3 protein-coding genes and 1 pseudogene are annotated in these 4,696 nt (G+C 74.6%); 2 read left to right on the top strand and 2 right to left on the bottom strand.

Features of this window, described 5'->3' with window-relative positions:
• Positions 1 to 173: 173 nt before the first annotated feature.
• Positions 174 to 845 (top strand): lipoprotein, encoded by a 672-nt coding sequence (locus IE312_RS06180; protein WP_189979090.1) that lies wholly within the window; start codon positions 174 to 176, stop codon positions 843 to 845.
• A gap of 21 nt (positions 846 to 866) precedes the next feature.
• Here IE312_RS06180 and IE312_RS06175 read toward each other — a convergent pair whose 3' ends face one another.
• Both IE312_RS06175 and IE312_RS06170 read right to left on the bottom strand, forming a co-directional pair.
• A complete protein-coding gene (locus IE312_RS06175) occupies positions 867 to 1,529 on the bottom strand; it encodes a GNAT family N-acetyltransferase (RefSeq protein ID WP_189979089.1) in 663 nt (220 codons plus the stop codon).
• 82 nt (positions 1,530 to 1,611) lie between these two features.
• A complete protein-coding gene (locus IE312_RS06170) occupies positions 1,612 to 3,615 on the bottom strand; it encodes a DUF1996 domain-containing protein (RefSeq protein ID WP_189979737.1) in 2,004 nt (667 codons plus the stop codon).
• A 362-nt stretch (positions 3,616 to 3,977) separates the two neighbouring features.
• Here IE312_RS06170 and IE312_RS06165 point away from each other — a divergent pair.
• Positions 3,978 to 4,696, top strand: a pseudogene (locus IE312_RS06165) (hypothetical protein); the annotation flags it as partial.

Genomic DNA, 4,696 nt, shown 5'->3' with positions numbered 1-4,696 from the left:
GCCGTGCCCGAGCCGCACCTGTTCGTCCTCGCCCGGCGTCCGGCGCGCTGACCCGCGCCCGCTGGGCCGCATGCCCGTTCGGCGTGGCCGGCGCCCTCGGCTACAGTGACGGCCCTCGGACCGAAGGGGAGGCGGCAGTGCAGGTCAGGGTGGGGACGCTCGGGAGCCGTGCGATGGTCGCGGCGCTCGTCGCGCTGCTCGGCGGCTGTGCGGGGTCGGCGGACGGCGACGGGAAGAAGCCGGCGAGCGCGTCGGCGGACGCCGGGGACGCGACGGCCGGCGGCGCGGACGGCAAGCGTACGGCGGCGCGCGGCGGCACGATCGGCGCGGCCGGTTCGGCCTGCGAACTGCCCGTCAGCTTCGCCGTGGCCGAGCACTGGAAGGCGAAGTCCGTCGACGCCGGGAAGGAACCGTCCACGTCCGCCGCGGGCGGGGACGACGATCTCGCCGGGGCCGTCGCCGACGCCCTCCTCCGGCAGGGACCGGTCACCGCGGCCTGCGAGATCGACGCCAAGCCGGCCGGCAACATCGGCTTCCTGCGGGTGTGGACCGGCAAGCCCGGCAACGCGGACGCGGCCGGTGTGCTGCGCGCGTTCGTCGCCGCCGAGGACAACGTCAGCAAGGCGAAGTACCACACCTTCAGAACCGGTGGCGGCGTCGACGCGGTCGAGGTGGAGTACCTCTACACCAGCAAGCTGCTGGACGAGACCAAGAAGGAGAGCGCCTTCGCGGTCGGCACGCCCGACGGCCCGGTCGTGCTGCACCTGGGCGGCATGGACACCCAGGAGCACGAGGAGATGCGGCCGGCGTACGAACTCGCCAAGCGAACCCTCCGGTTGGCCTGATGCCCCGCCGCCCGGCCGGGGTCAGTCGGGGTCGGTCCGGTCCGGTGCGGTGCGGTCCGGGTCGGTGGACCGGCCGAGGTAGGTGAGCGGGCCGGCGTCCGCGACCGGGACCGGGTGGAAACCGACCCGGTCGTAGAACGCGCGGGCCGCGGTGTTGGCGGTGACCATGCCGAGGTGGACCGCCCGGACGCCCTGTGCGCGCAGGGCGTCCAGGAAGGTGCGCATCAGCCGTCGGCCGTGGCCCCGCCGCTGCCAGGGCGGCAGCAGGTCGATGTGCAGATGGGCCGGGTAGCCGGCGAGTTCGGGGACCAGCATCCGTTCCGGGTGGTGCAGGAGCCGGACCATCTCCTCGGTGGGCGTCAGGGGCGGCCCGGCGGGTTCCGGGAAGCGGGCCGCGAGCCGTGGGATCCAGTCCCGCCGGAAGTCCTCGACGAAGCGCCCGGTGTCGGCGGTGCCGACGACGTAGCCCACGGCCCGGCCCGTGCCGTCGTCCAGGACGAAGGCGAGGTCCGGGTCGAAGTGGCAGTAGGGCTCGGCGAAGAGCGCCGGCACGAGGCGTTGGTCGGGGTGGAGCGCCCGGGAGTCGCCCCCCAGGTGCGCGGTGCGGACGCAGACGTCGGCGACGGCGTCGCGGTCGGCGGGACGGTAGGGCCGTATCCCGGCGGCCCCGGGGGAGGTTGGCATACCCGCATACTGCGCGGACTGGGAGCGCTCCCACAAGGGTGGGGCTCGCCGTGACCGTACGGCGGGCCCCACCCCGTGGGGGTCAGTAGCGCAGGCGTCGGGCCCGCACCAGCATGAACAGCCCGGACAGGGCGAGCAGCGTGCCGAGGGCGCCGGGCCACAGATGGGCGCCCGTGCTCGCCAGGGCACCCTGGCCGGCCTGGGGTTCGGGCCGGGCGGACGACGGCGGAGCGAGGGCCGCGGCGGTGCCCTGACCGGCAGCGGAGGAGGCGGGGGCGGAGGAGACGGGGGCGGACGGCGGGGGCGTCGGCCGGTCCGGCGCCGAACGCGCCGGTGTGGCGCGGTGGGTGGCGGGCCCGGCCGGGGCGGCCTTGTCGTCCGTGTCGTGCTTGGTGGTGCGGGCCGGTGAGGTCGTCACGTCGAGGCGGGGCGCCTCGGCGGCGGACCGGGAGGCCGCGGGCGGCGTGGACGCGGCGGCGCCGCCGTCGCCGGGCTGCCCGGCCCCGCCGTCACCGGGTTGTCCCGTGGAGGCGTCACCGGGGGCGGCGGAGGTCGGGCTCGTGGCGGGGCTCACCGGGGGAGCCGAAGTCGGACTCGCGGTCGGAGCCGAGGTCGGAGCCGCCGTCGTACCGGAGTCGTCACCGCCCGGACGGCCGCAGGTGCGGCCCGAGTTGATGCAGTCGACCATCTCGCGCATCAGGTCCTCGTCGAAGACGTTGATGAAGTCCCCGTGGTCGGTGACGGGCTTGTGCAGCTGTTCCGGGAACGAGTCCACCGCGAACAGCGGGACCGTCCGGCCGCCGTCCGCGAGGCTCGGCGCGTCGACGTCGTAGACGATGCGCTGCACCAGCTGCGGGATGGGCCGGAAGCCCGCGGGGCAGGAGCCGTCGACCGCGGTGAAGGCCACGTGGGTGCGGTGGTTGGCGCTGTCGATGTTGCGGCCGTCCCAGCAGCTCTGGAAGCGGAAGGTGCGTACGACGTCACTGCCCCGGGGGCACAGCGGGTACTTGTCCTTCAGCTGCCGGTCCTCGTAACCGGTGCAGCTCCAGGAGGCGTTGGCGTTGCCGGGACCGTTCACGAAGGCCTTGGCGTCACCCGTGATGATGCGCAGCAGGCGTGGCATGGCGGTGACTTCGCCGCGCGGATTGCCGACGAAGGTCAGCGTCACCTGCTTGGGCGTGACGATCCGGCCCGCGTTGCCCTCCGTGCCGCCGCCCGGCGCCCCGGCGTCCCGTTCCCGGGTGCCGTTCTGCAGGCGCAGCACCGGCCAGTAGTACGAGGACTTGTCGCCCTGGTCCGCGCAGCTGGTGCCGGCCCGCGCCAGGTCCTCGTCGCTCGCGAAGGCGTCGTTCGCCTGGTTGCCGACGTAGTCGTGGAAGTGGTGGGCGCCGTTGGAGACGCCGGGTGCGACGATGACGTTGTCCGAGTTGAACAGGCCGTTCGCGTTCACCCCGCAGTCGGAGGTGAAGGTGCCTCGGGAGGCACCGGCCTGCAGTGGCGGCGCCTGCGCGTCGGGCTGTACGGCGGTGATGTCGGCGTAGTCGGAGACGACGGGCCCGTTGCCCGCCTGCCCCGCGCCGCCCGGGCCGTTGCCGCTCTGACCCGTACCGCTCGGCGCCGGGCCGGTGCCGCCCTGTCCGCCGTCGCCGGCCGGTGTGCCGGTGGCCTCGCCGGTGTCGCCGGGACGCAGCGTGCAGGCGGCCAGGGATTCCAGCCCCTGCGGGCGCCGCCCCGCCCGGTCGATGGCGTCGGCGATCCGCCCGAGGGACGCGGACCGCCGCTCCTTCAGCGGCTGCGTGATCGCGGTGTCGAGGGAACCGGAGTCCGGGCCGCCGGCCTTCCCGGCCTGCTGGAGCTGCTGGTAGGCCGCCGCCGTCTGCCGGTCGAGCTCGGCGAGTTCGCGGTCGACGTCCGCGCGGGCCGCGTCCGGTACGGCCGTCAGCCGGCTGCCGACGTCGGGGCAGTCGATGGTCGCCATGGCCGTGGAACGGAGCTGTCCGGTGGTGCCCGCACCGGAACCGTCACCCCAGCCCTCGCTGGCCGAGGCGTAGACGTTCGCCGCGACCAGCCCGGCGCCGCCCAGCATCAGGGAGACCGCGGCGAGGGTCGCGCGTCGTGCGCGGGTCGGGCGTCTGCGGCTGTTGCGTACCAAGGTCGTCCCCTGTGTGTGAGCGCCGGTCGGGCATGGAGTTCCCCGGCTTCATACGGAGACCGGAGCCACGGTGTTCAACGGAATCGCGAATTCACCGGGATCTCACAGGAAACCATGACCCCGGCTCTTTCCCTGTCGAACGCCCCAGCGAACATCACGAATACGTATCGGACATTTCACACCTCAACCTTCACACGAGGCACACACGTTGGCTAGGTTGACGCGAGGCCGCCGCCCGGCTCTGTCCCGGCGAGCCGCTCAACTGCCCTGTGGGGCAAGGAAGGAGCACGTCTTCCATGGCGCCGGAGAACCACGACGAGGTTCGGCAGCGGATCGCGTCCCTCTACGACCAGGCCGAGAACGCCACCGGGAACTTCAACGCGACCCGGGCGATGGCCGCCCGCACGCGCTCCCGTGGTGTCCCGCTGGCCAAGCGGGCGGGCCGGCGTCCGGATCCGGGGCTCGACGAGGTCGCCCGGCAGTGGTTCGACACGGCCCGCGCCAAGCTCGGCCCGACCGTCCCGGCCGTACTGCCGGCCGACCGGCTTCCCGAACCGCCCCTGCCGGCCGGTCGTTCGTGGAACCCGCTGGGCGCGCTGCGCGGCAGCGGCGGGGACGAGCGGGACGTCCGGGCGCTGCCCGCCACTGCCGAGGTACCCGCCCTTCCGAGCGGCGAGCGGCAGGCCCTGCCGGCCGCCCAGCGGCCCGAGGCCCTCGAGTCGGGCGCCCGCGCGGTGGCCGAGCTGCCGGCCGGCTCACCCGCCTCGCCGGCCTCGCCGGCCTCGCCGGCCTCGCCGTCGGATCCGACGAGCCGGCAAGTACCGCTCCCGGACGGCGGGATGACCGCACCGCCCCGTAGTCCAGGCCTGGAACGTGCGGGACACGCGGTGGAGTGGCCCGGGACGGGCACGGCGGAACCGGGCGGCTGGGGTGCATCGCAAGCGGCGGAACCGGGCGGCTGGGGTGCACCGCAAGCGGCGGGACCGAGCGGCTGGGGTGCACCGGAAGCGGTGAA

Source organism: Streptomyces capoamus (genome assembly GCF_014654935.1).
In the GTDB taxonomy this organism is placed as follows: Bacteria; Actinomycetota; Actinomycetes; order Streptomycetales; family Streptomycetaceae; genus Streptomyces; species Streptomyces capoamus.
The sequence above is the reverse complement of the archived record's forward strand: the minus strand, read 5'-3'. Positions and strand labels throughout refer to the sequence as shown.

Coding starts and splice junctions, on each gene's coding strand:
- IE312_RS06180 (WP_189979090.1), top strand. CDS start 174: ATGGTCGCGGCGCTCGTCGCGCTGCTCGGCGGCTGTGCGGGGTCGGCG.
- IE312_RS06175 (WP_189979089.1), bottom strand. CDS start 1,529: ATGCCAACCTCCCCCGGGGCCGCCGGGATACGGCCCTACCGTCCCGCC.
- IE312_RS06170 (WP_189979737.1), bottom strand. CDS start 3,615: ATGCTGGGCGGCGCCGGGCTGGTCGCGGCGAACGTCTACGCCTCGGCC.